Consider the following 23,891-nt stretch of genomic DNA (forward strand, 5'->3'; position numbering starts at 1 on the left):
CGCAAAGGCAATTCATCCGGCAACTTTCTTCAGTTGACAGCCATCAGCTCGCGCAGTGCCGCCGCATCGCGAGCCGACACATCCGGGTATTCCGGATCCGAGCCGACATCCGTGGTGATGCGCCACGAACGGGCGCATTTGCGGCCTTCGGCAAGCTTGGGCACGACGCTGACCTTCGCGGCGTCGTCGAGACGGAAGGCATCCGCAGGCCCCTGTTCGCCAAGGATGGTGATACCGGAGGTGATGCAGATTTCGGAGAAGTCCTGCCCTTCGAGCACCTTCAACAGCTCGGGATCGGCGACGTAGACCACCGGGGCAGCCTCCAGCGAGGAGCCGATGCGCTTGTCCTTGCGCTCGATTTCCAGCGCGCCGGTGACGACGCTGCGCACAGCGCGGATCTTCTTCCACTTCTCGGCCAGCGCCTCGTTCTTCCATTCGGCCGGAACGGTGACGAACTGCTCGAGATGAACGGAAACCGCCGACGGATTGCGCGAGAGCCAAGCCTCTTCCGTGGTGAATGGCAGCATCGGCGCCAGCCACGTCACCATGCAATCGAAGATCGTGCGGATAACGGCGAGAGCGGCACGGCGGCGCAGGCTCGACGGCGCATCACAGTAGAGCGCATCCTTGCGAACGTCGAAGTAGAAGGCCGACAGCTCGACATTGGCGAAATCGATCAAGGCGCGGGCGATGCGCTTGAAGTCGAAGGCGTCGTAGCTTTCGCGCACCAGCTCGTCGAGCTCGGCGAGACGGTGCAGCATCAGCTGCTCAAGCTCCGGCATGTCGGCATAGGCGATCACTTCGCCCTTATCGTGCGCCAGCGTGCCGAGCATCCAGCGGATGGTGTTGCGCAGCTTGCGATAGGCATCGACATTGGTCTGGATGATAGCCTTGCCAAGGCGCTGATCTTCCCAGTAGTCCGTGGTCATGACCCAGAGGCGCAGGATATCGGCGCCAGCGTCCTTCATCACGTCCTGCGGGGCAACGACGTTGCCGAGCGACTTCGACTGTTTGCGGCCCTGTTCGTCCATGGTGAAGCCATGCGTGACGACTGTATCGTAAGGCGCACGGCCGCGGGTCGCGGCACTTTCGAGCAGCGACGAGTGGAACCAGCCGCGATGCTGGTCGGAGCCTTCGAGATAGACATCCGCCGGCCACTTCAGGTCCGGGCGGTCTTCCAGCGTGAAGGTGTGGGTCGAACCGGAATCGAACCACACGTCGAGGATGTCCATGACCTGCGTCCAGGGCTCGTTGGCCTTCTCGCCAAGGAAGCGCTCGCGCGCACCTTCGGCAAACCAGGCATCAGCACCTTCCTGCTCGAAAGCCTCGAGGATGCGGGCGTTGACGCCGTCATCCTGCAGGATGTTGCCCTGCTCGTCGACGAAGATCGCGATCGGCACGCCCCAGGCCCGCTGGCGCGACAGCACCCAATCCGGGCGCTGCTCGATCATGGCGCGCAGACGGTTCTGGCCGGCAGCCGGCACGAAGCGGGTGTCGTCGATCGCCTTCAAGGCGCGCGAACGCAGCGTCGAACCATCCGCAAAGTCCTTGTCCATATAGACGAACCATTGCGGCGTGTTGCGGAAGATGACCGGCTTCTTCGAGCGCCAGGAATGCGGATAGGAATGCTTCAGCCTGCCGCGGGCGAAAAGCGTGTTCGTCTCGATCAGCGCCTTGATGACGAGATCGTTGGCATTGCCCTTCTTGCCGTTGTCGTCCATGACGCGGCCGCCTTCGAAGCCCGGGGCGTCGGCGGTGTAGAAGCCGGCATCATCGACCGGGAACGGGATGGCGGAGGAGATGCCACGCTTTTCAAGATCGCGTGCATGCGACATCCAGGCGTCAAAGTCTTCGCGGCCGTGGCTGGGTGCGGTGTGCACAAAGCCCGTACCGGCATCATCGGTGACGTGATCGCCATCGAGCAGCGGCACCTTGAAGCCATAACCGAGCGAGACAAGCGGGTGCGCGCAGGTGACTGCGGCCAGATCGGCAGCGGTCACATCCGCCAGTCGCTTGTATTGCAGCTTTGCCTTGGCGAAGGACTCTTCTGCCAGCTTGTCGGCGAAAACAAGCTTCTCGCCGGGACGCGGGCCGAAATCATTGGCGGCTTCCGTGACCTCATAGAGGCCATAGGAGACGCGCGAGGAGTATGCGATCGCGCGATTGCCGGGGATCGTCCAGGGGGTGGTCGTCCAGATGACGACGAAGGCACCTGCAAGATGCGCCGGGCCTTCAGCCACCGGGAACTTCACCCAGATCGTGTCACTCTCGACATCGGCATATTCGACTTCGGCTTCGGCAAGCGCCGTGCGCTCGACCACCGACCACATGACCGGCTTGGAGCCGCGATAAAGCTGACCGGTGCGGGCGATCTTCAACAGTTCGCCGGCGATGCGGGATTCCGCATGGAAATTCATGGTCAGATAGGGATTGTCGAAATCGCCCGTGATGCCCAAGCGCTTGAACTCCTCAGACTGGATCTTGATCCAGCCGGCGGCAAAGTCGCGGCATTCCTGGCGAAACTCGTTCACCGGGACCTCGTCCTTGTTCTTGCCCTTCTCGCGGTACTTTTCCTCGATCTTCCATTCGATCGGCAGACCGTGGCAATCCCAGCCGGGAACGTAGTTGCTGTCATAGCCGCGCATCTGGAACGAGCGGGTGATGACGTCCTTCAGGATCTTGTTCAGCGCATGGCCGATGTGGATATGGCCATTGGCGTAGGGCGGGCCGTCGTGCAGCACGAACTTTTCGCGGCCGGCGGCGGAAGCGCGCAGCTTCTTATAAAGGTTCATCTCCTCCCAGCGCTTCACCAGTTCCGGCTCCTTCTGCGGCAGCCCGGCGCGCATCGGAAAATCGGTTTCCGGCAGGTAAAGGGTCTTGGAGTAATCCATCTTTTCAGCGGTATCGGTCATAGTCGTGACAATTGCCTCGGTGTCTCGGGCGTCTTGCGCCTGAACTGGCGCAGCCATATGGGGATTTTTCGGCGGCGGAAAGCGCCTCTTGAACGAGACGCCAAAAACCCGGACCTTCCGGCAGCTTAGAGCGCGCGGAAGGCCGGGCCAATAATTCGTATCGATAGGCTCAGCCGAAATTGGGTCATGGTCGCCGGTTCATAGGCGTTTTTTCCAAGGAAAGGAAGAGGAAACAACGCAGCCGGCATAGAGAATGGCCGCGAACGTTTCCATCCGCGGCCATAAGGGCATTGTTCGGATCAGGCCCGTGCTTCCGCCCGCGCCGGCATCACCGCATTGACGATGATCGCCACGACGATATTGGCAAGAAGCGCCAGCAGTCCGGTGTAGACAGTGAAACCCGCTTCGCCGAGGGGGACCATATGCAGCGGCTTCCAGCCGGCATCCCAGACGAGATAGGTGCCGCCAAAGAAGCCGACGAACCAGCCGACAAGCAGAGCCGGCGCACGGAACCACTTGGTATAGAGGCCGAAGACCAGGGCCGGCAGCGTCTGCAATATCCAGATGCCGCCCAAAAGCTGCAGATCGAGCGCGAACTGCGTCGGCAGGAAAATGATGACGAGAAGCGCGCCGACCTTGACGACGAGCGAGGTCATCTTGGCAACCTTTGCCTCGCCGGCATCGGAAACCTGCGGATCGACATAGGCCTTCCAGAAGTTGCGGGTGAAGAGATTGGCAGCGCCAATGCTCATCACGGCCGCGGGAACGAGCGCGCCGATGGCGATGGCCGCGAAGGCGAAACCTGCAAACCAGCTCGAGAACAGCGTCTGGAATAGCGCCGGAACGACATCGTTCGGGCTATCCAGCTTCAGTTGCGCCGCATGGCCCATATAGCCGAGCAGTGCCAGGAGACCGAGCAGCAGCGTATAGGCCGGCAGCAGCACCGCATTCTTGCGGATGGTATTACCACTGTTGGAGGCGAAGATGCCGGTCAGCGTATGCGGATACATGAAGGCCGCCAGCGCGGAGCCGAGCGCCAAAGTCGCGTAGGCGACGTACTGGTTGCCACCGAGCAGGAGGCTGCCCGCGCCCTTGGCCTTGAAATCCGCATCGGCGGCCGCAAAGACATTGGCATAACCGCCGAGCTTGGCTGGAATAAGCGCAATCGCCGCGATCACCACGATATAAATCATGATGTCCTTGACGAAGGCGATCAGCGCCGGGGCGCGAAGGCCAGCCGAATAGGTATAGAGCGCCAGGATGATGAAGGCGACGGCAAGCGGCAATTCGCCATGAAGTCCGAGCGCCTTGAACACCGCCGTCATGCCGACGAGCTGCAGGGCAATGTAGGGCATGGTGGCGATGACGCCCGTCAGAGCGACCGCCAGTTCCAGCGCCCGCGAGCCATATTGCCCGTGGACGACATCGCCCGCCGTGACATAGCCGTGGTCCTTCGCACGCCTCCAGAGAAGCGGCATGACCATGAAGACGAACGGGTAGACGACGATCGTATAGGGCAACGCGAAGAAGCCATAGGCACCGACAGTGTAGACCAGGGCTGGAACTGCGATGACCGTATAGGCGGTGTAAAAGTCGCCGCCGACGAGGAACCAGGTGATCCAGGTGCCGAAGGTGCGGCCGCCAAGACCCCATTCATCAATATGGGCAAGAGTCTTCGGTCGGCGCCAGCGGGCAGCGACAAAGCCCATGACGGTCACGAGGGCCAGGAAGAAGATGAAGACGGCAAGAGCTGTCGGATCGATATCAGTCATCATGGCGCATGCTCCGATAGGCGATCCAGGTCAGGAAGGCGGTGATCGGCACCCAGGCCAGCTGATACCAGTAGAAGAAGGGGAAACCCAACAGCACCGGATCGTGGCTGTTGTAGAAGGGGACCCAAAGCAAGCCTATGTAGGGAATGACGAGCAGCCAGCAGGCCGCCGTCCCGAAACGTTTGTCCATGTCCGATACCTCTCACGCGGTGTCTGCGCGCCACCTTGTTGCAGTTGTCAGAGTGGAAGGGGTGCATCAGTCTGCGATTGCAATGTGCGCCCTAGGGCCGAAGCCGAGGAGCTTTGGCCATGCAGGGCCAGACCAACGAATGTGAATTCCTCCCAACGGCCCGCCTGCGGGCAGCCGCTGATAAAGTCCTACGGCGAGTCTACCGTCCGAACAAGATATTAGCTGATGCGAAATCGTCAAACCTACCCAGAAGTGGGTAGGCGGACGTCAGCCCGCCGCGGTTGCGATGCCGTGGTCAAGCGCGTAGCGGATCAGACCGGCGGTCGTTGCGATGCCAAGCTTCTTCTTCAAATTCTTGCGATGCGTTTCCGCCGTCGCGGGCGTGATCTGAAGTTCTTCGGCAATCTCGCGATTACTCCTGCCTGTAACGATCAAGCCCAGAATGCGCCGCTCGCGCGGGGTCAGAGGATCAGCCTCATTTTGCGCCGTGTCTGCCACCAGTATGTCGCGAACGCCGGACGAGAAATAAGTCCCGCCGGCCGCTACCGTCTCGATGGCGCAGACGACTTCATCCGTCGAGACATCCTTGAGGATATATCCGACCGCACCGCGCATGATCGACGAGGAGATGTATTCGCGGCTGTCATGCATGGACAGCATCACGATCCTCGTCTCCGGAAGCTCCCGGCGAAAGAGCTCGATCGCCTCGATACCGCTCAGCTTCGGCATATTGATATCCATCAAGGTAACCTGCGGGAGCGTCCGTCGCCCGACCTCCAGGCCGATCTGCGCAAGGTTTGCTGTCCCGACCACCTCTATGTGGTCAAACGTCTCCAGCACGGCTTTCAATCCGTCCAACACCACGGGATGATTGTCGATCAACAGAACACTGATCCTGTCGCTTTTCATGCCGCATCCACCTTTGCTCTTGGCGAGGCATTGGCCGATTTCGGCAGCATCGCAATCAGTGTCGTACCATCGGCCTTGCTCTGGACGAGAAGCAGGCCGCGGAAATGTGCCATCCGCTCCTGCATGTTCCTCAGCCCAAGTCCGCCTTTGCCGTCGCCAGTGCCGTCAAAACCAATGCCGTTGTCCGAAATTCTCAAGCGTGCACGCCCGCGATCACTCCAAAGTTTGATCGCAAGAACCGTCGCCCCGGAATGGCGCTCCACGTTGTTCAAGGCCTCCTGCGCGACACGGTAGAGCGCGGTATTGGCTTCCGGCTTCAGCATGCTGGTGAAGCCGGAAGCCTCGATCTCGGTTGCGATCCCGGTCCGCTCGGCGAAATTGTTCGCGAGCGCGGTCAGCGCCGCCGTCAAGCCAAGATCATCGAGCACGCGGGGACGCAGATCATGCGAGAGCCGCCTGATGTCCTTGATTGCGCTGTTCAGGGTATCGATACCCTTCTCGATCGTCGTGGCGGCATCATCGACCTGGTTTCGTACCTTGCGGTTGGCAAGGTCCATGACATAGCGCACGCCGAGGAGATTCTGCGACACGCCATCGTGCAGTTCACGCGCAAGGCGGGCGCGTTCCTCCTCCTGCGTATCAATCACTCTTTGCGTCAGCTCCTTCAGCCGACCATCGGCCATGCGTCGCTCACGGAAGGTCAAGAGCATGCAGGTCGTGAAGACGACCAGAACAGCAGGGACGGCAATGAGTGTAACGACGACAAAGGTTCCTTTTATGTTTGCCCGCATGGCGGCATTGGCCGCCGCAGTCTGGGTGAAAATATCATCCAGATAGACGCCGGTTCCGACAACCCAGTGCCATTTATCAAGGCCGACAGCGAATGAGAGCTTATCGGCGACGCGGCCGGTGGAAGGCTTCTCCCATTTGTACTGGTGCAGGCCCCCGCCGGCTTTTGCGGTCTTGATGAGCTCCGCGATGACCTTGTCGCCGTCCGGATCGGTCAAATCGATCCAATTGCGCCCGTTACGAAATCTCTCGCGCGGATGAACGATGTTGTTGCCATCATAGTCGTAGACGAAGAAGTATCCGTCCGGGCCATAATCAAGCGACGTCAGGATCGCGGCTACCTTGTCCTTAGCGGCTTGATCGTCCGGGGCTGCGTCCCGATAGATCGCCTGAATGGCCGACACGGCAAGATTTGTAAGGTTGACGATCTCCGTTTCCTTCGCCCTCAGCATGTTCTGTTCGAAGGTCTCGATATTGCTCTTGGTAAGATTGGTCGACTGCCAGGTAATGAAGGCAGTGATTGCCAGGATCGAGATGACGAGAGGCGCGAGCGCGAGCGCAATAATCTGGTTGCGTAGTGTCAACGATTGCTCCTCCCAAGAACCGGCGCGGAACAATGACCCTTGTCGGGCATGAATTCAACAGTCTCTTGGCGGCGTTGATGTCAGCCCGAAATCGGAGCAATGATACAAGGCGGAAAACCTTTTCCACCCCATCACTTCGCGAATATCAGTCGAAGGCGATGGCGCGATCAAGCTCGCTGAGCGGCTGGACGCCGGCAAGCAGCGCGCGTGCTTCGTCCTCATCCTTGCGGATCTGCGCGACCAGCGGGTCGAGACCTTCGAACTTCAGTTCGGGGCGGAGATAGCCAAAGAAGGAAACCGAACAGACCTGTCCGTAGAGATCGCCGCTGAAATCGAAGACAAAGGTCTCCAGCAGCGGCGCGCCGTTATCCGTCACCGTCGGGCGCCGGCCGTAGCTGGCGACGCCATCGCGGACGACACCATCGGCCGTTCGGAAGCGAACCGCATAGATGCCTGCCCTCAGCGATGACTCCGGCGGCAGCTGCATATTTGCCGTCGGGAAGCCGAGCGTGCGGCCGAGCTTCTCGCCGCCGATAACGGGCGCCTGAACGGTATAGCGATAGCCAAGCAGACCGGCGGCTTGGGCGACATCGCCTTCCGCGAGCAGCGCACGAATGCGGCTCGACGAGATGACCTCCGTGTTTTCGTCGCGGAAGGCATCGATCAGCGTCACGCCGAAACCATTGTGACTGCCAGCATTCATGAGGAAGGCGGGGCCTCCCTGGCGATCATGGCCGAAATGGAAATCGAAGCCAGTGACGACTTCCGACGCGTGCAACCAGTCGATCAGGATCGAGTGGACGAACTCGTCCGCCGAACGCTGCGAGAAGGTGCGATCGAAGGGATATTCGATGACGGCGTTGAAGCCGAGCGCTTCGAGGAGACGTGCTCGGAGCGGCGCAGGCGTCAGACGGAAAACAGGCTGATCGGGCTTGAAGACGGTGCGCGGATGCGGCTCGAAGGTGAGCACCAGCGCCGGCACGCCGCGCTCCCTGGCGATCTCCAGCGCACGTGTCAGCACAGACTGATGGCCGCGGTGCACACCGTCGAAATTGCCGATGGCGACCACCCCGCCCTTCAGGGCATCGGGAAGCGGCTCGCGGGTTTCGTTGCGATGGAAAACGGTCATCGACTGCCACTCTCCTCAGACAAGGCGCGGCATCCACCACTTCGGCGAGGCCTGCTCGCGCGCCAGGAAGGCGCCGAGCGCGGCCTCATCCGTATGCCCCTCGACGACATATTCGCGGGCGTGGATGCCATGGCTGATATAAAGAAGATCGAGGCCGTAATCGAGTGCGCCGCGCACGTCGGTCGGCATGCCGTCGCCGATCGCCACGACACGCGACAGCGGAAACTCGCTTTTCACCTCGCGGGCCGCCGCGATCGCGGCATCGTAGATCGGCTGGTGCGGCTTGCCGGCGATGCGCGTCTGGCCACCAAGCCGCTCATAATAGGCGGCCATAGCGCCGGCGCAGGGGATCATGCGGTGGCCGCGCTCGACCACAAGATCCGGATTGGCGCAGATCAGCGGCACCTTGCGAGCCGACCAGGCCGTCAGCATGTCGGTATAATCGTCAGGTGTTTCGGTCTCGTCGTCAAAGAAACCGGTGCAGACGATGCTTTCGGCCTCGCCAGCGTCGACGCGCTGAACGTCAAGGCCTTCCAGGATGCCGATGTCACGCTCGGGGCCGAGCAGAAACACCTTTTTCGGTCCCTCGGCAATCAGCCTGCGGGTGACATCGCCCGAGGTGATGATGCGATCGTAAACGCTGTCGGGAACCCCGATCGCACGCAGCTGCTCGACGACCTTCGGAGCGACGCGTGGAGAGTTGGTGATGAGGACGACAGCAAGGCCTTCGCCGCGGGCCGCTTCGAGCGCGATGGAGGCCTCCTTGTAGGCCGTGACGCCGTTATGGAGCACGCCCCAGACATCGCAGAGCGCAACATCATAAAGTCCGCCGATGTCGCGAAAGCTCTCGATCCGTTTGCCCATGCCATCCTCGCATCAAATAAATCACGGGCTGACATCGCAAACCGGCCGGCAAATTACAAGAGCGGCATGCAAGGTTTTTGCGCCGCACAAGGCCTGAGAAGCAGACATGTGCAAGCTCGGCGAGCGGCAAGATTGCGCAGCGGAAGCAACAGCATGACGCTCTCGAAAAGGTGCGACCTGACCCTTTCTGAAGAGGGGAAAATGAGAGGAACTTCGCAACGACGTGCTACACGCCACTGCCATGGGCGTTAATCATCCTCAAAACAAGCCGTTACGCGCCGCAAAAAATTCACAGTGCTGTCCTTGACTCGTCCGGAAGCCACCCCTAAATCACCGTCGCTAGCACTCTCCAAGGATGAGTGCTAACAAAATCCATACGGATCTCCGCTGATCCGTGAATGTCATTTGATCGAGGGATTAGACAATGGCAAGCACCAATTTCCGCCCCCTTCATGACCGCGTCGTCGTTCGCCGCGTCGAGTCGGAAGAAAAGACCAAGGGTGGCATCATCATTCCCGATACCGCCAAGGAAAAGCCGCAGGAAGGCGAAATCGTCGCCGTCGGCTCCGGCGCTCGCGATGAATCCGGCAAGGTCGTAGCACTCGACGTCAAGGTTGGCGATCGCGTTCTGTTCGGCAAGTGGTCCGGCACCGAAGTCAAGCTCAACGGCGAAGACCTTCTGATCATGAAGGAAGCCGATATCATGGGCATCATCGGCTAATCCGGCCGGTTCCCTTTTCCGATACAGCTGACGGGTCTTAAAGCCCGGAAAACGCGAATTCAGGAGTTTCAAACATGGCAGCTAAAGAAGTAAAATTCGGCCGCAGCGCCCGCGAAAAGATGCTTCGTGGCGTCGACATCCTCGCTGACGCAGTGAAGGTCACGCTCGGCCCGAAGGGTCGTAACGTCGTTATCGACAAGTCCTTCGGCGCTCCGCGCATCACCAAGGACGGCGTTTCCGTCGCCAAGGAAATCGAACTCGAAGACAAGTTCGAGAACATGGGCGCCCAGATGGTCCGCGAAGTCGCTTCGAAGACCAACGATGTTGCCGGTGACGGCACCACCACCGCAACCGTTCTTGCCCAGGCAATCGTACGCGAAGGCGCCAAGGCCGTTGCAGCCGGCATGAACCCGATGGACCTGAAGCGCGGCATCGACCTCGCTGTTGCAGAAGTCGTCAAGGACCTGCTCGCCAAGGCCAAGAAGATCAACACTTCGGAAGAAGTTGCCCAGGTCGGCACGATCTCCGCAAACGGCGAAAAGCAGATCGGTCTCGATATTGCTGAAGCCATGCAGAAGGTCGGCAACGAAGGCGTCATCACGGTTGAAGAAGCCAAGACCGCCGAAACCGAACTCGAAGTCGTCGAAGGCATGCAGTTCGACCGCGGCTACCTCAGCCCCTATTTCGTAACCAACCCGGAAAAGATGGTGGCCGACCTCGAAGACGCCTTCATCCTCCTGCACGAGAAGAAGCTCTCGAACCTGCAGGCCATGCTCCCGGTTCTCGAAGCCGTCGTTCAGACCGGCAAGCCGCTCCTCATCATCGCTGAAGACGTCGAAGGCGAAGCTCTTGCAACCCTCGTCGTCAACAAGCTGCGTGGTGGTCTGAAGATCGCTGCTGTCAAGGCTCCGGGCTTCGGTGACCGCCGCAAGGCCATGCTGGAAGACATCGCCATCCTGACGGGCGGCACTGTCATCTCCGAAGACCTCGGCATCAAGCTCGAGTCTGTCACCCTCGACATGCTCGGCCGTGCCAAGAAGGTTTCGATCTCCAAGGAAAACACCACGATCGTCGACGGCGCTGGCGCCAAGTCCGACATCGAAGGCCGCGTTGCCCAGATCAAGGCCCAGATCGAAGAAACCACCTCTGATTACGACCGCGAAAAGCTGCAGGAACGCCTTGCAAAGCTCGCTGGCGGCGTTGCCGTTATCCGCGTTGGCGGCTCGACGGAAATCGAAGTCAAGGAAAAGAAGGACCGCATCGACGACGCTCTGAACGCGACGCGCGCTGCCGTTCAGGAAGGCATCGTACCGGGCGGCGGTACCGCTCTGCTGCGTTCTTCCGTCAAGATCTCGGTCAAGGGCGAAAACGAAGACCAGGAAGCCGGCATCAACATTGTTCGCCGCGCTCTGCAGTCCCCGGCTCGCCAGATCGCTGAAAACGCTGGTGACGAAGCTTCGATCGTTGTCGGCAAGATCCTCGACAAGAACGAAGACAACTGGGGCTACAACGCTCAGACGGGTGTTTACGGCGACATGATCGCCATGGGCATCGTCGACCCGGTCAAGGTCGTTCGCACGGCTCTGCAGGACGCAGCTTCGGTTGCTTCGCTGCTGATCACCACTGAAGCCATGATCGCCGAACTGCCGAAGAAGGATGCCCCTGCTGGCATGCCGGGCGGCATGGGTGGCATGGGCGGCATGGACATGATGTGATAGGCCAACAGGCCTAATCGCAGGAATGTCCATAAAGCTTCGCCCATGCACTTTAGTGCTTCAGGCCGCCAAGCGGCCTGAAGTGGCGGCATGGACATGATGTGATGGGCCAACGGCCTGTTGCGATTGTTCAATCCGACATCCAGAATTGATGAAGGGCGGCCCTCGGGTCGCCCTTTTTAATTGTGCCGAAACTGCACAACTGCAATTCCTGCAAGATTCTATCGTGTTGCAAATTTTGCAACTTGCCCATTGCTGTTTTCGAAAAAGCCCCTATAACTCGCAGCGCAGCGATTTTGGAGAGTTAGCTGCAATACACGTAATTTTTACTTCTTTTGGACAGGCTTAACCTGCGGCTTGGCATGATCATAACCTTGCGCGCTGGCGCTGTCCTGATTTATTACTTGAAATGACTTCATAAACTGGAACGCCATCCCGAAAAGCATTGTCGACAGCGAAGCAGCGGAGGCACGCCTCGGCCATAAGCTGCGGCGCAAAATGCAGGGGGACCTTCCATCCGGGGAAATACGGAATTGAAGTGAGGCGCGGGAAACCATGCGCTCTTATGGGGATCATCTTGTTCAAGATTGCCAAAGCCAATTTTTCCGCACCGTTTGCTCCCGGCTCGCTGGAGTTCGAAGGCCATGACCCCGATCTTCTGGCACAATTCTGTGTTTCCGAGGGATGGACGGGCGATCTTTCAAGCGGCATCATCAAACTTGGGCAGTGGAGCACGATGCTGCACGGGCTGAGCTCCTCGGAATGTGGCTTGCTGAGCCTCATGCATTGCTATGATCCGCACGATCGAGCGCGTATCCTCGATCTCTTCGAGCAGGCGGCAACCGCAAACTCTTCTTTCTGTTATTCCACGACAACGCTCGGCACCGGCGGCCATCGCCAGCCGGTCTTGTGCGTTGGCGAATCCGTTGCTGCCGACAAGCAACGTGCCGGCAGCATGGTCGGCGTCTTCCTGTTTCCACGCTTCAAGCTGGAACCGGGCAGCCAGCTCGCCACCCGGCAGTAAACGGCTGTCGATGATGGTCGGGTGAGTTCACCTGACCAATTACTTGGTTCAACCTGATCAATCCCGCTTGGGAATGCTGAGACCACGCTGGCTTGCCGGGCGCGCAAGGGCTCGCTCCAGCCAGGCCATGACCGAGGGGAAACTTTCGAACTCCAGAACCTCGCGGCCGCCATAGAAGACGTCGACGCCGCGAACCCAGGGGAACGTGGTGATGTCGGCGATGGTGTATTCATCACCCATGATCCACTCGCGCCCCTGCAGGCGGCTCTCCAGCACGCCGAGAAGGCGCTTGGCCTCGTCGCGATAACGCTCGACCGGATAGGGGTTATTGGCGACCTTTTCGGCAGCGAATTTGAAGAAATGGCCGAACTGCCCGAACATCGGACCGACGCCGGCCATCTGGAAGAAAACCCATTCCAGCGTTTCGTAACGCCTAGCTGCGTCGCTTGGCATGAGCTTGCCGGTCTTCTCCGCCAGATAGACCAGGATCGCGCCGGATTCGAACAGACCGATCGGCTTGCCGCCGGGACCATTGGGATCGATGATTGCCGGAATGCGGCCATTCGGATTCAGCGAAACGAATTCAGGAGACTTCTGGTCGTTGGTGCCGAAGGAGATCAGATGCGGCTCATAGGGCAGACCAAGCTCTTCCAGCGCGATCGACACCTTGACGCCGTTCGGCGTCGGCAGCGAGTAGAGCTGGATAATATCCGGATTGCTGGCAGGCCAGCGTTTCGTGATCGGAAAGGACGACAGATCGGCCATGGGCTTGCTCCTGAAGGCTATGATTTGACAACTGATTTGCCGCCACAATAGCCGATAGGGCTTGTATGGGAAGTGTTATCTCAGCGGCCCATTGTTCAATGATTGTGAACTAATTGTGCGCAGTTGTTTATCTTTCCAACCTCCCAAAAATCACGAATATCTGTCTCCAGAAATTGTCGCCACCCGATCCCGAGTGAATTTACTGGAGACTGTCATGTCCAACACCAACAACATCATCATTCTTGTGGCGCGCATCCTGCTCGCCTTCATGTTCATCTTTGCCGGCTTCGGCAAGCTGACCGATCCTGCAGGTACCGCCGGCATGATCGCCGGCGCCGGTATGCCTGCCGCAACGCTGCTTACCTATCTTGCCGGCGCGTTTGAATTCGTCACCGGCGTCTGCGTCCTCATCGGCTTCCAGGTCCGTATCGTCGGCTGGCTTCTTGCCCTCTTCTGTGTCTTCACCGGCGTCGTCTTCCACCTGCCGACCGTCAATGTTCCGGACTTCCCGGCTGCCGCCAACGGCTGGATCAACGGCCTGAACTTCGTGAACTTCCTGAAGAACATCACGCTCGCCGGCGCCTACATCATGCTCGCCACCAACGGCGCAGGCGTCTACTCGGTCGACGCACGCCGCGGTGCCTACGTCGCCGCCTGATTGCCGCATGTTTCCCAAGACAAAAGGCCCGCCGGAGTTCCGGCGGGCCTTTTCGCATGACTAGGAAACAGGAAAGTCAGAGCGCGCTGCGCACGGCAGATATGATGCGGTCGACCATCGGATCGCCATTGTGGCTCTCCTTGCGGGCACGCACCAGACACGCCTCAGAGCGCAGGATGACGCCATCCGACAGAACCTTCAGATGGTTCGCCCTAAGCGTCGAGCCGGTGGAGGTGATGTCGACGATGATGTCGGCCGAGCCGGCAGCGGGTGCCCCTTCCGTCGCACCGAGGCTTTCGACGATGCGATAGAGCTGAATGCCATGCTGGCTGGAGAAGAACTGCTGCGTCAGCCGCCAATACTTCGTCGCGACCGTCAGCCTGTGCCCATGACGGGCACGAAAATCGGCGGCGACGTCACCAAGATCGGCCATGGTATCGACATCGAGCCAGATTTCCGGCACTGCTACGACGACATCGGCGTGACCGAAGCCGAGCCTCGCGCAGAATTCGACGCGGCGATCAGCCTCCGCCATGCCCTCGCGCACGAGGTCTTCGCCGGTAATGCCGAAATCGACACTGCCATTGCCGATCTCTCGCGAGATTTCCGAGGCCGATAGGAAGGCGATCTCGACGCCTTCAAAGCCTTCGACACGGCCGCGGTAGGAGCGGTCATTGCCGACGGCGACGATCGGCATGCCGGCGCGCTCGAAGATCGCGGCGCAATCGTCCTTCATCCGGCCCTTTGAAGGAATCGCTATCGTAATGGTCATCAGGCTGCCCTCACGGTTTCGATGCGATCGAGCCAAAGCGCGAAGCCGACAGCCGGGATATGGTCCTTGGCACCGAGCAGGGTCATCAACCGGTCGAAGCGGCCGCCGCCGGCCAGCACCGCGCTCGACCCTTCCACCGTCACCTCGAAGACGAGACCGGTATAGTAGTCGAGCGGGCGACCGAAGGCGGCACGATAGTCGATCTTGGAAGCATCGACACCGGCGCGCGCCAATGCCGCGACGCGGGCGTCGAAGCTTTCCAGGGCCTTCCCCAGCTTCAGACCTGCCGCGTCGGCAAAACCCGCCAGTGCGGCGGAAGCATCCGAGAGCAGTACGCTCAGGGACAAGAACTCCTCCAGCACGCGGAAGGCCGCATCGTCGAGCCGCGTTTCCGATAGGACCAGCTTCTCACGAAGGCGGCGAGCGATCTCCTGCGGCGAGCGGCTGGCATTGGTGGAATAGCCGGTTGCGTGCATGGTGGCATCGATATGCCTGACCAGCCCCTGTTCGTCGCCACGGCTCAGGAAATCGAGCACATGGGCATCGAGCCCGGTGACCGGCTGCGGGCTTGCAAGATGCGCCAGCAAGGTTTCGAGCTGCATCATGTTGCCAAAAGCGTGGATCAGGCGCTTCTGCCAGCCGGATGGCAGGCCGAGCGCCTGCACAACGGCCTCGAACACGGCCTGATCGCCAAGCGTCACGGAGAGCGGTTTACCGGGCACCACGCGATCGAGGATACCGATGGCATCGCTGATGGCGCGAGCATCGGCGCTCGCCGTATTGCCATCACCCAAATCCTCTATGCCGGCCTGATAGAACTCATGGCCGCCTTCGCGGCGCTGGCGAAAGATCTCGCCGAGATAGGAGTAACGCTTCGGGGTGCCGGTGGCGGTCTCGATATGGCGCAGACAGACGGGAATGGTGAACTCCGGGCGCAGGCAAAGGCTGGCACCGGTTTCGCTTTCGGTCATGAAGATGCGCCGGCGGAGATCCTCGCCGGCCATATCGAGAAAGGGCTCGGCCGGCTGGATGATGGGCGTATCCACCCTCTCCGTCCCACGAACGGAAAATTCGTCCAGCAGGTCGCTGGCAAAATTCGGGAGGTTGATCAGAGGCATGGGGCTATTCTCCCCTTCTCCCCGGCGGGGAGAAGGTGCCCGACAGGGCGGATGAGGGGGCCGAGGAACGAAGTGACGAGGATTCTGAGCGCCAACGTACGAATAGCTCGCGTGAGCCCAGAGCCCCCCTCATCCGACCCTTCGGGCCACCTTCTCCCCGAGGGGAGAAGGGGAAAGCGAGACTGCTCGATCCACTCAGACATTGCCGAGCGCCCTCTTCCGGTCTTCCGCCTGTGCCGCCAAGATAGCTTTGACCTTCTCGATCAGCTCGGCTTCCGGCACGGTTTCCTGGGCCACGCGGGCTTCGCGCCAGCTGGCATTGTCCTCGATCTCGCCGGAAAGGCGCTTGCCTTCAATCAGATCCTTGATCTGGACGACGCCCTGGGCACGCTCGTCGCCGCCCTGGATGATGGCGATCGGGCAGCCGCGGCGATCGGCATATTTCAGCTGATTGCCGAACTTCTTCCAGTTGCCCTGGAACATCTCAGCGCGGATGCCGGCGGCGCGCAGATGCTGCGTGAAGCGCTGGTAGCGTCCCATGGCATCGACATCGCCGTCCATGACGGTGACAAGCACGGGCTCGATCACCTCGTCCATGCCGAGCTTGCCGAGATTCTTCAGCGCCGTCATCAGGCGCGACACGCCGATGGAAAAGCCTGTGGCCGGCACCGGCTGGCCCATGAAGCGCGAGACGAGCCCGTCGTAACGACCGCCCCCACCCACCGAGCCGAAGACGACCTTCTCGCCCTTCTCGTTGGTGACGTCGAACAGCAACTCGGCTTCGTAGACGGGGCCGGTATAATATTCGAGACCACGCACGACGGACGGATCGATCTTGATGCGATCCGCTCCATAGCCGGCGCTTGTCACAAGGCTGCCGATGAAATTCAGCTCCTCGACGCCTTCGCCGCCTTTGGACGTGCCGGCGACAAGCGCGGCAAGCTGGGCGGCACTTTCGGCATAGTCCTTGATGCCAACAAAGAAGAGCACCTTCTCGATCTGGTCGCTGTTGAGGCCTGCACCCTTGGTGAAGTCGCCGGACTCATCCTTGCGGCCGGGGCCGAGCAGCAGCGCCACGCCTTCCGGACCGAACTTGTCGAGCTTGTCGATGGCGCGCAGCACGTTCAGCCGCTGGGCAGCCTTGTCATCGCCACCGAGGCCGATGGCTTCCAATACACCATCGAGAACCTTGCGGTTGTTGACGCGAACCACATAGTCGCCCCGCTTGATACCCAAGGCTTCCAGAGTGTCCGCCATCATCATGCACATTTCGGCATCGGCCTGTACGCCCGGCGCGCCGACGGTATCAGCGTCAAACTGCATGAACTGGCGGAAGCGGCCCGGGCCCGGCTTCTCGTTGCGGAAGACATAGCCGGCGCGATAGGTGCGGTAGGGAAGCTGGATCTCGTTGAAATTCTCAGCGACATGACGGGCGAGCGGCGCCGTCAGATCATAGCGCAGCGACATCCACTGTTCGTCGTCATCCTGTAGCGAGAAAACGCCCTCGTTCGGCCGGTCGCTATCGGGCAGGAACTTGCCCAGCGCATCGGTATATTCGAACAGCGGCGTTTCGACGGGATCGAAGCCATAATGCTCGTAAACTGCCCGGATCTTGGAGGTCATCTCGTTAACGGCGCGAATGTCGCTGGCCGAACGATCGACAAAGCCGCGCGGCAGGCGGGCCTTGAGCTTCTGCAGTTTCTTTTGTTTGTCGCTCATCTCTAGGGTAATCCGGTATGGGAACAGTCGCGGTTAACTAGCGGATTGGGCTGAATGCGGCAAGGATTGTTATATGTTAGCGGCCGACAAAACCGAGAAAAGCCGGAGAAGGCAGCATAGGGAACCATGCCACACGCAATCGTTTTGAAATGCACGGATAACAGCGCCGGTCCGGTTCTCGATCTCTGGCGGGAGGCGAGCCGGTTCGAAACCTCTCCATCGATGCTGGCACTCAACTATCCGCCGCATCTGACATTTGCAGTCTATGAAGACATTGCCGTTTCCTCCCTCGTCGCCGCCGCTCAAAAGGCCTTCGCGAACGTGCCGCCGCTATCGGTCGAGTTTTCGGGGATCAGCCATTTTCCGGACGAGATGCTGGTGCTTTGGGCGCGCCCAGCCGACGATCGCGTGCTGAGATGCATACACCGCGCCATTCACGACGAGATCGACCCTAGCCTTTGTCATGAGCATTCCCGCCCGGATCGCTGGCAGCCGCACTGCACCATTGCGATGAAGATCCCGGCGAACGCGGCGGAAGAGGCTCTGAGATGGTCGGCCGCAAGGCCAGCCCAGTTTACGCTCACCTTCGATGTGGTGGATTGCATCCGCTTTCCGCCGATCGAAATCATCAGGGAAGTCAAACTGCTGCCTTGATCGCCTTCCAGTGTCCGGGGAATGCAATTCATGCTTGCTTTCACGGATTGCACGGCTAGGTTTCTGTTTATGCGCGCGCTTGCGATCCTGACAATGCTGATTGCCTGGTTGCTTTACGGTGCCATGCCGGCGCTGGCGAATTGCCCTGTCTGCGCTTCCGCCATGTCCCTGTCGGCGACCATGAGCATACATGATGGCATCACCGATATGCCTGGCATGGCCGGTCACGGCAACATGGGCAAGCCCCAGCAAACGAAGCCGGAAAATCCTTGCGCCGGCGGCATGGCGCATGTGGCGTCTTGCGCTGCCTGCCTTGCCTTGATGCCGACCCTTGCAGTCGAAGACGGCAAACACGCCATCTCCTATCCAGTGCCGGCGCCCGGCCAGCGCCTTGCCGGTTCCCTGCCGCAGCCGACAGCGCCCCCTCCCCGTTTCACCTGACGATCTCCTGCATTCAATCGACGAGCGCTGCCGCTCAAATCCAGATACCGTTCAGAAACGGAGAGAATCCCTATGTCTACTTCAAAATCGCTGATGCTTGCCGGCGTATTCGCCTTTGCGATCGCCCTTCCTGCCCTTGCCGACGACATGAAGAGCATGGACATGAGCAAGCCGATGGGCGACCAGAGCGCTTCCAGCAAGGCGTTCAACGACGCCATGGGCAAGATGCACAAGGACATGATGATCCACTATAGCGGCGATGCCGATGCGGATTTCGTCCGCGGCATGATCCCGCACCATCAGGGCGCGATCGACATGGCGAAGATCGAGCTGAAATACGGCAAGGATCCCGAACTGCGCAAACTGGCGGAAGCCGTCATTACCGCGCAGGAAGCCGAGATCAAGGAAATGAAGGCCTGGCTGCAGAAGCACGGCAAGTAATTCACCCGATCACGAGAGGCGGCATCCCTGCCGCCTCTCTTACCGCTCCGAATGCGGACGGCGGAATATCCCATCCAACCAACCGGAAACGGCGCGAATGCGCACGAGTGGACGAAGCTCGGCATGCATCAGCAGCCACATCTCTCGCACCGGCAGATTGCTGTCGCCGCTATTGACGCGGCAAAGACCTCCCACATTCCCGGCCAGGATTTTCGGCAGCAGTGCGCGCCCCAATCCTGAAGCTGCGGCCTGCAGCAGAGCCTCGGCATCGTTGACCGCAAGCTGGCTGGAACGACCTGACTTTTCTGCCTGTGCGGCAATCCAGCGGGCATGCGGCAGATGCGCCATTGCCTCTTCATAGATGATCCACGGCAAATCTTCTGCATGCCTCTCCTGCCCGGCAGCGACGTAGACAGCATAGTCAAGCGTCGCGATCCGCCTGGCGACGACTTTGCCGTTTGTCATATCGGCAGGTCTTGCAAGGCGCAGCGCCATGTCTGCCTCGCGCCGCGTCAGGTTGAGATTTCTGGAATCGCCGATGAGTTCCAATTGCAGGCCGGAATGCTGCGCCAACAGGCTGGGTAGCGCGGGGATCAACAGCCGGCTGATGAAGGATGGCGCCGCCGTGAGGCGTACCTTGCCGAGTGCCATGGGATCGGCTGCATCCAACGCACCCGACAGCGCCATGACTTCGGCCTCGATCGTCTCGGCCTTCGCGACCGCGATCTCGCCCGCTGGTGTCGGCAATAGGGCGCCACCTCCATCGCGCGCAAACAGCGTCGTGCCGAGGCGTTTTTCCAGAATGCGCAGGCGGCGACCGACCGTCGTCGCATCAGTGCCAAGCACTCTGCCGGCGGCGGCAAAGGATCCACCCCGCGCGAGCGCCAGAATATGGCGCAGGTCATTCCAATCGACGTCGTGCAATTTTGCAGCTCCTTACGGCAAACTTACCGCGTGTATCGGCATTATTGCAGTCATAGACTGGAAATATCCAGTAAGGAGATAACGATGACCCTGTTCGCTGTCCTGTTCGAGGATGATCAACAAAACGCCGCCGCGATCCGCAAGGAATATCTGCCTCGTCACTTCGCTTTCCTGGAGGCGAATGCCGCTTCCATCAGGACGGCGGGACCACTCAGCCGGGAGGGCGATGCTTTTGCCGGCGGCCTGTGGCTCGTCGAAGTGGAGACCGCCGATGCCATCGATCGTCTGGTGAAGGAAGATCCATTCTGGGCGGCAGGCCTGCGCAAATCCGTCAAGGTCTTTCGTTGGAACCAGGTATTTGCGGAGGGCGCACTCCTTTAACCGGAGGCATCGTCACATGCTCAGTCCATGATTGCAGGCAGGCGCGCGGCGAGCAGGTCGATGACCACGCGCATCTTCAGCGAAAGCTGTGGCACCTGCGGCCAGACGGCATAGACGTTGACGGGCCGGCTGGAGACATTGAGCACCTGCATGAGCTTACCGGCGCGCACATAGTCCCGCACCAGCCAACAGGGCAGCCACGCAATGCCCATCCCCGCGGCAGCCGCATCCGCAATGACCTCCAGGTCATCGAGACGCAACCGCGTCTGCGGAAAATAGTCGACGGCCGCTCCATCTTCCTGCAGGAAGGTCCATCTCTTGGCTTCTCCCGATCTGGCATAGACGACGAGATCGTGGCTATCGAGATCGGCAATGGTCTGGGGCGTACCTCTGGCGACTAGATAATCCGGCGAGGCGCATAGCGTCATGCGATGGAGGGCGATCTTGCGCGCGGCAAGGCCGGCTTCGTCCCGCAACACGCCGTTGCGAATGGCGAGATCGAAACCCTCGTCGAAGAGATCGACCACGCGATCGCTGAAGGAAAGGTCGAGCTCAAGTTTGGGGTGGATACGCGCCAATTCCAGCAACAGCGGAGCAGCGCAGCGACGACCGAAAAGGACAGGCATGGAGATACGAAGACGTCCGGTAACCTCCCGCTTGCCCGATTCCAGCATAGCCTCGCCAGACTGTATCTCATCCAGCGCCCGGCGGCAGCGCTCATAAAAAGCTTGGCCTTCGTCCGTCAGGCTCTGCATGCGGGTGGTGCGGTGAAAGAGGCGCACATTCAGGCGCCGCTCCAGTCTGGCGATGGTCTTGCCGATCGCCGAGCGGGAGAGATTCATGCGCGCCGCCGCGGCCGAAAAGCCGCCGGCTTCGACCGCCTCCACGAATTCGGGAATGCCGTTGAGCATGTCATTCATGATGATTGCTTCCCTTAAGGAACCAGTAAGCGGAAATAATATCGCCACTGGCGATCAGAAAGCAACGATATGCTCGGTCCATTGCTTCCAATTTCTCTCAGGAGATCATGATGACGAAGACTATGAAGCGCTGGACTCTTGATACGATTGCCGTCGGTGCTCCCTTGAACCTCACGGAAACGGCAGTATCCAAACCCGCGCGCGGCGAAGTGCTTGTGCGAGTCAAAGCCGTTTCACTGAACTATCGCGACAAGCTCGTGCGTGAGACCGGCATGGGCCTACCGATCCAATTTCCCTTCGTGCCGGCCTCCGATATGGCGGGCGTCGTCGAAGCGGTGGGAGACGACGTAACCAGATTCTCCGTCGGCGACCGGGTCATTTCGACCTTCCACCCCGGCTGGATCGACGGCAAGCCGCTCGGCGATGCACGTACACCGCCCTACAAGACGCTTGGCGGCTTCTATCCCGGCGTGCTCTCCGAATATATCTCCATGCCGGAAGGATGGTTCGTATCGGCACCCAAGAGCCTCGATTATGCCGAGGCAAGCACCTTGCCCTGCGCCGGCCTTACGGCCTGGTTCGCGCTGGTGGAACGCGGCAAGGTCAAGCCCGGTGACAGCGTATTGGTGCAGGGAACGGGCGGCGTGGCGCTGTTTGGTCTGCAGATCGCCGCGGCCCAGGGCGCCGAGGTCTTCGTAACCTCCTCTGGACCGGAAAAGCTTGAGCGGGTCAAGGCTTTGGGCGCTCATCATGGCATCGACCGCAACAAAGCCGATTGGGTGGAAGAGGTCTATCGCCTCACCAACGATCGTGGCATCGACCATATCATCGAAATTGCCGGTGGCCCGAATTTCGGCCAGTCCCTGAAGGCGGTGGCGCCTCATGGCCAGATCTCCGTTATCGGTGTCCTCGAGGGCTTCGACATCTCCGGTCCGGTGGCACCGCTGCTGCTAAAGTCTCCCACCGTGCAGGGCATCGGCGTCGGCCATCGCCGCTCGCTTGAAGACTTCGTGCTCGCGGTCGACAGCATCGGCCTGAAGCCCGTCATCGGCCATCGCTATGCACTCAGCGAGGTGCCGGCCGCCTTCGACCAGCTCGATCGCGGCCCCTTCGGCAAGATCGTCATCGAGCTTTGACGTGGAGCCGGGCCGCCGCGAGAAGCTGCGGCCCGGCTTTGAACGATATCAGGCCTTCGGTTCGAAGGGCTGCGGCACGCGTTGGGCACCCTGACGGGCCAGCATCCAGCTGGGATATTCGGGCGCAAGCGCGCTGACCTCATCGAGCTTGGCCATATCGTCGGCATCGAGCTTCAGCTTGACGGCCGCCAAATTCTGATCGAGCTGATCGAGGCGCTTGGCGCCGATGATGATGCTCGTGACGAAGGGCTTCGCCAGGATCCAGGCAAGTGCCACCGTGGCGACGCTTGCACCATGCTTCTCGGCAACTTCGCGCATGGCGGCGACGCAGGCCCAGGCTCGATCCTTGTCGACGGGCGGGAAATCGAAGCTCGCACGCCGGCCCTCGCCGTTGCCCGGGGCGCCCGGGCCATACTTGCCCGAGAGCAGACCACCGGCGAGCGGCGACCAGACCATGAGCCCGAGCTTTTCCTCAGCCATGACAGGCACGATTTCACGCTCCAGATCGCGGCCGGCGATGGAATAATAGGCCTGCACCGTCTCGAAGCGGGCGAAACCGCAGCGCTCGGAAATGCCGAGCGCCTTCGCGATGCGCCAGGCCTGCCAGTTGGAGACGCCGACATAACGCACAAGACCGCGCGAAACGAGATCGTCCAGCGCCCGCAGCGTCTCGTCGATCGGTGTCACGATATCGGTGCCGTGGATCTGATAGAGATCGATATGATCGGTCTGCAGCCGGTCAAGACTTGCTTGCACCGAGTCCATGATATGGCCGCGCGAGGCGCCGCGATCGTTCGGTTTGTCGCCCATGACGCCATAGACCTTGGTGGCGATGACGACATCCTTGCGGGGAACGCCGAGATTCTTCAGGGCTTGGCCGAGCAGCTTTTCGGAATTGCCGAAGGAGTAGACGTCGGCGGTGTCGATGAAGTTGACGCCGGCGGCAAGCGAGCCTTCGACGATCTTGTCGGCCAGAGCCTGGTCGACATCTGCGATCGAGCCCCAGGGCGTGTTGGGATTGGCTTCACCGAAGGTCATCGTCCCCAGGCAGAGTTCGGAGACGAAAAGGCCGGTATTGCCGAGTTGATTGTAACGCATAGGAGAAATTCCCTTGTGGTCAGCCGGAAGACTCTTCCGGCCGGTGAACGCTATCTTTTCGCTATGAATTGGCCTCGGCACGGCAGCCGCTGTCGGCACTGCCCTGGGAGGTCATAAGACAGTCGTCGAGGCCGGGCTCTGGCTCCGCGGCGATCGAGACAACAAGGACATAATGCACCGGAAACCGATTTCAACGCGAGACCTCGGACCGATCACGATGCGGTGACCGACGCTTGCTCTTGCGTCCGACCGGGC

The 23,891-nt window shown here is 60.4% G+C and carries 23 protein-coding genes; 9 read left to right on the top strand and 14 right to left on the bottom strand.

Features of this window, described 5'->3' with window-relative positions; all coding sequences use genetic code 11:
* Window positions 1–29: 29 nt before the first annotated feature.
* From ileS to JJQ51_RS06125, 7 genes are all read right to left on the bottom strand, one after another.
* Window positions 30–2,912 carry an isoleucine--tRNA ligase gene (ileS, locus tag JJQ51_RS06095; protein ID WP_269244458.1) on the bottom strand — a complete coding sequence of 961 codons (2,883 nt, stop codon included), beginning with the start codon at window positions 2,910–2,912 and terminating at the stop codon, window positions 30–32.
* 299 nt (window positions 2,913–3,211) lie between these two features.
* Window positions 3,212–4,687, bottom strand: coding sequence for a monocarboxylate uptake permease MctP (mctP, locus tag JJQ51_RS06100; RefSeq protein ID WP_113330953.1), 1,476 nt, complete (start codon window positions 4,685–4,687; stop codon window positions 3,212–3,214).
* Window positions 4,677–4,874 (bottom strand): DUF3311 domain-containing protein, encoded by a 198-nt coding sequence (locus JJQ51_RS06105; RefSeq protein WP_068391887.1) that lies wholly within the window; start codon window positions 4,872–4,874, stop codon window positions 4,677–4,679. The genes mctP and JJQ51_RS06105 overlap by 11 nt, the downstream gene beginning before the upstream one ends.
* 267 nt (window positions 4,875–5,141) lie before the next feature.
* Window positions 5,142–5,783: a response regulator gene (locus JJQ51_RS06110; protein WP_113330952.1), complete on the bottom strand. Its 642-nt coding sequence runs from the start codon at window positions 5,781–5,783 to the stop codon at window positions 5,142–5,144.
* On the bottom strand, window positions 5,780–7,156 hold the full coding sequence (locus JJQ51_RS06115; RefSeq protein ID WP_113330951.1) for a cache domain-containing protein: 1,377 nt from the start codon (window positions 7,154–7,156) through the stop codon (window positions 5,780–5,782). Before JJQ51_RS06115 ends, JJQ51_RS06110 begins: the two co-directional genes overlap by 4 nt.
* 145 nt (window positions 7,157–7,301) lie before the next feature.
* Window positions 7,302–8,285: a bifunctional riboflavin kinase/FAD synthetase gene (locus JJQ51_RS06120; protein WP_113330950.1), complete on the bottom strand. Its 984-nt coding sequence runs from the start codon at window positions 8,283–8,285 to the stop codon at window positions 7,302–7,304.
* Window positions 8,286–8,300: 15 nt separating this feature from the next.
* Window positions 8,301–9,149: a TIGR01459 family HAD-type hydrolase gene (locus JJQ51_RS06125; protein WP_113330949.1), complete on the bottom strand. Its 849-nt coding sequence runs from the start codon at window positions 9,147–9,149 to the stop codon at window positions 8,301–8,303.
* A 424-nt stretch (window positions 9,150–9,573) separates the two neighbouring features.
* Between JJQ51_RS06125 and groES the strand changes: the two genes are divergently transcribed.
* From groES to JJQ51_RS06140, 3 genes are all read left to right on the top strand, one after another.
* The gene (groES, locus tag JJQ51_RS06130) at window positions 9,574–9,870 is read left to right on the top strand and encodes a co-chaperone GroES (protein WP_004109735.1); all 297 of its coding nucleotides are present in this window, start codon (window positions 9,574–9,576) and stop codon (window positions 9,868–9,870) included.
* Window positions 9,871–9,944: 74 nt separating this feature from the next.
* Window positions 9,945–11,585 carry a chaperonin GroEL gene (groL, locus tag JJQ51_RS06135; protein WP_113330948.1) on the top strand — a complete coding sequence of 547 codons (1,641 nt, stop codon included), beginning with the start codon at window positions 9,945–9,947 and terminating at the stop codon, window positions 11,583–11,585.
* A 565-nt stretch (window positions 11,586–12,150) separates the two neighbouring features.
* Window positions 12,151–12,609, top strand: coding sequence for a hypothetical protein (locus JJQ51_RS06140; protein ID WP_113421448.1), 459 nt, complete (start codon window positions 12,151–12,153; stop codon window positions 12,607–12,609).
* A gap of 57 nt (window positions 12,610–12,666) precedes the next feature.
* Here the strand turns inward: JJQ51_RS06140 and JJQ51_RS06145 are convergent, their stop codons facing one another.
* On the bottom strand, window positions 12,667–13,374 hold the full coding sequence (locus JJQ51_RS06145; RefSeq protein ID WP_113353839.1) for a glutathione binding-like protein: 708 nt from the start codon (window positions 13,372–13,374) through the stop codon (window positions 12,667–12,669).
* A gap of 214 nt (window positions 13,375–13,588) precedes the next feature.
* Between JJQ51_RS06145 and JJQ51_RS06150 the strand changes: the two genes are divergently transcribed.
* Window positions 13,589–14,032: a DoxX family protein gene (locus JJQ51_RS06150; RefSeq protein WP_113330156.1), complete on the top strand. Its 444-nt coding sequence runs from the start codon at window positions 13,589–13,591 to the stop codon at window positions 14,030–14,032.
* A gap of 76 nt (window positions 14,033–14,108) precedes the next feature.
* Here JJQ51_RS06150 and hisG read toward each other — a convergent pair whose 3' ends face one another.
* From hisG to hisS, 3 genes are all read right to left on the bottom strand, one after another.
* Complete coding sequence (gene hisG, locus JJQ51_RS06155; RefSeq protein ID WP_269244423.1) at window positions 14,109–14,804, bottom strand: ATP phosphoribosyltransferase; 696 nt, start codon at window positions 14,802–14,804, stop codon at window positions 14,109–14,111.
* On the bottom strand, window positions 14,804–15,922 hold the full coding sequence (locus JJQ51_RS06160; protein ID WP_183810638.1) for an ATP phosphoribosyltransferase regulatory subunit: 1,119 nt from the start codon (window positions 15,920–15,922) through the stop codon (window positions 14,804–14,806). The genes hisG and JJQ51_RS06160 overlap by 1 nt, the downstream gene beginning before the upstream one ends.
* 195 nt (window positions 15,923–16,117) lie before the next feature.
* The gene (hisS, locus tag JJQ51_RS06165) at window positions 16,118–17,641 is read right to left on the bottom strand and encodes a histidine--tRNA ligase (protein ID WP_113353835.1); all 1,524 of its coding nucleotides are present in this window, start codon (window positions 17,639–17,641) and stop codon (window positions 16,118–16,120) included.
* Between the two features lie 126 nt (window positions 17,642–17,767).
* Here hisS and JJQ51_RS06170 point away from each other — a divergent pair, with 126 nt between their 5' ends.
* From JJQ51_RS06170 to copM, 3 genes are all read left to right on the top strand, one after another.
* Window positions 17,768–18,295, top strand: coding sequence for a 2'-5' RNA ligase family protein (locus tag JJQ51_RS06170; protein ID WP_113353834.1), 528 nt, complete (start codon window positions 17,768–17,770; stop codon window positions 18,293–18,295).
* A 30-nt stretch (window positions 18,296–18,325) separates the two neighbouring features.
* Window positions 18,326–18,736 carry a hypothetical protein gene (locus JJQ51_RS06175; protein WP_233788598.1) on the top strand — a complete coding sequence of 137 codons (411 nt, stop codon included), beginning with the start codon at window positions 18,326–18,328 and terminating at the stop codon, window positions 18,734–18,736.
* Between the two features lie 72 nt (window positions 18,737–18,808).
* Window positions 18,809–19,177 carry a CopM family metallochaperone gene (gene copM, locus JJQ51_RS06180; RefSeq protein ID WP_113353833.1) on the top strand — a complete coding sequence of 123 codons (369 nt, stop codon included), beginning with the start codon at window positions 18,809–18,811 and terminating at the stop codon, window positions 19,175–19,177.
* A 39-nt stretch (window positions 19,178–19,216) separates the two neighbouring features.
* Here the strand turns inward: copM and JJQ51_RS06185 are convergent, their stop codons facing one another.
* Window positions 19,217–20,101 (bottom strand): LysR family transcriptional regulator, encoded by an 885-nt coding sequence (locus tag JJQ51_RS06185; RefSeq protein ID WP_246661100.1) that lies wholly within the window; start codon window positions 20,099–20,101, stop codon window positions 19,217–19,219.
* 84 nt (window positions 20,102–20,185) lie between these two features.
* On the opposite strand from JJQ51_RS06185, the gene JJQ51_RS06190 reads away from it, so the two are divergent.
* Complete coding sequence (locus JJQ51_RS06190) at window positions 20,186–20,482, top strand: YciI family protein (RefSeq protein WP_113330149.1); 297 nt, start codon at window positions 20,186–20,188, stop codon at window positions 20,480–20,482.
* 20 nt (window positions 20,483–20,502) lie between these two features.
* Here JJQ51_RS06190 and JJQ51_RS06195 read toward each other — a convergent pair whose 3' ends face one another.
* Entirely contained in the window at window positions 20,503–21,402 is a 900-nt protein-coding gene (locus tag JJQ51_RS06195; protein ID WP_113353832.1) for a LysR family transcriptional regulator, read from the bottom strand.
* A 110-nt stretch (window positions 21,403–21,512) separates the two neighbouring features.
* Between JJQ51_RS06195 and JJQ51_RS06200 the strand changes: the two genes are divergently transcribed.
* Window positions 21,513–22,538, top strand: a complete 1,026-nt coding sequence (locus tag JJQ51_RS06200; RefSeq protein WP_113353831.1) for a zinc-dependent alcohol dehydrogenase family protein — start codon at window positions 21,513–21,515, stop codon at window positions 22,536–22,538.
* 48 nt (window positions 22,539–22,586) lie between these two features.
* Here JJQ51_RS06200 and JJQ51_RS06205 read toward each other — a convergent pair whose 3' ends face one another.
* On the bottom strand, window positions 22,587–23,636 hold the full coding sequence (locus tag JJQ51_RS06205) for an aldo/keto reductase (protein WP_269244424.1): 1,050 nt from the start codon (window positions 23,634–23,636) through the stop codon (window positions 22,587–22,589).
* Window positions 23,637–23,891 lie beyond the last annotated feature (255 nt).

This window comes from Rhizobium sp. AG207R, from assembly GCF_027109195.1.
Classification (GTDB): domain Bacteria; phylum Pseudomonadota; class Alphaproteobacteria; order Rhizobiales; family Rhizobiaceae; genus Rhizobium; species Rhizobium dioscoreae.